At 55.1% G+C, this 283-nt stretch carries 1 rRNA gene; it reads left to right on the top strand.

Features of this window, described 5'->3' with window-relative positions:
• Positions 1-283: ribosomal RNA gene (locus tag PUR56_RS00020) — 23S ribosomal RNA — on the top strand; the annotation flags it as partial.

Here is a 283-nt window from a genome sequence, read left to right as displayed (position 1 = left end):
TCCTGGTGACGGCACTTGCTGTCAGAGCTGGGGGTGGCCGCAGAGACCAGCGAGAAGCGACTGTTTACTAAAAACACAGGTCCGTGCGAAGCCGTAAGGCGATGTATACGGACTGACGCCTGCCCGGTGCTGGAACGTTAACGGGACCGGTTAGCTTGGATTCGTCCAGGCGAAGCTGAGAACTTAAGCGCCAGTAAACGGCGGTGGTAACTATAACCATCCTAAGGTAGCGAAATTCCTTGTCGGGTAAGTTCCGACCTGCACGAATGGCGTAACGACTTCT

The sequence above is a fragment of the Streptomyces sp. BE303 genome (assembly GCF_036290945.1).
Taxonomy (GTDB): Bacteria; Actinomycetota; Actinomycetes; order Streptomycetales; family Streptomycetaceae; genus Kitasatospora.
This window is presented reverse-complemented; position numbering and strand designations above follow the sequence as displayed.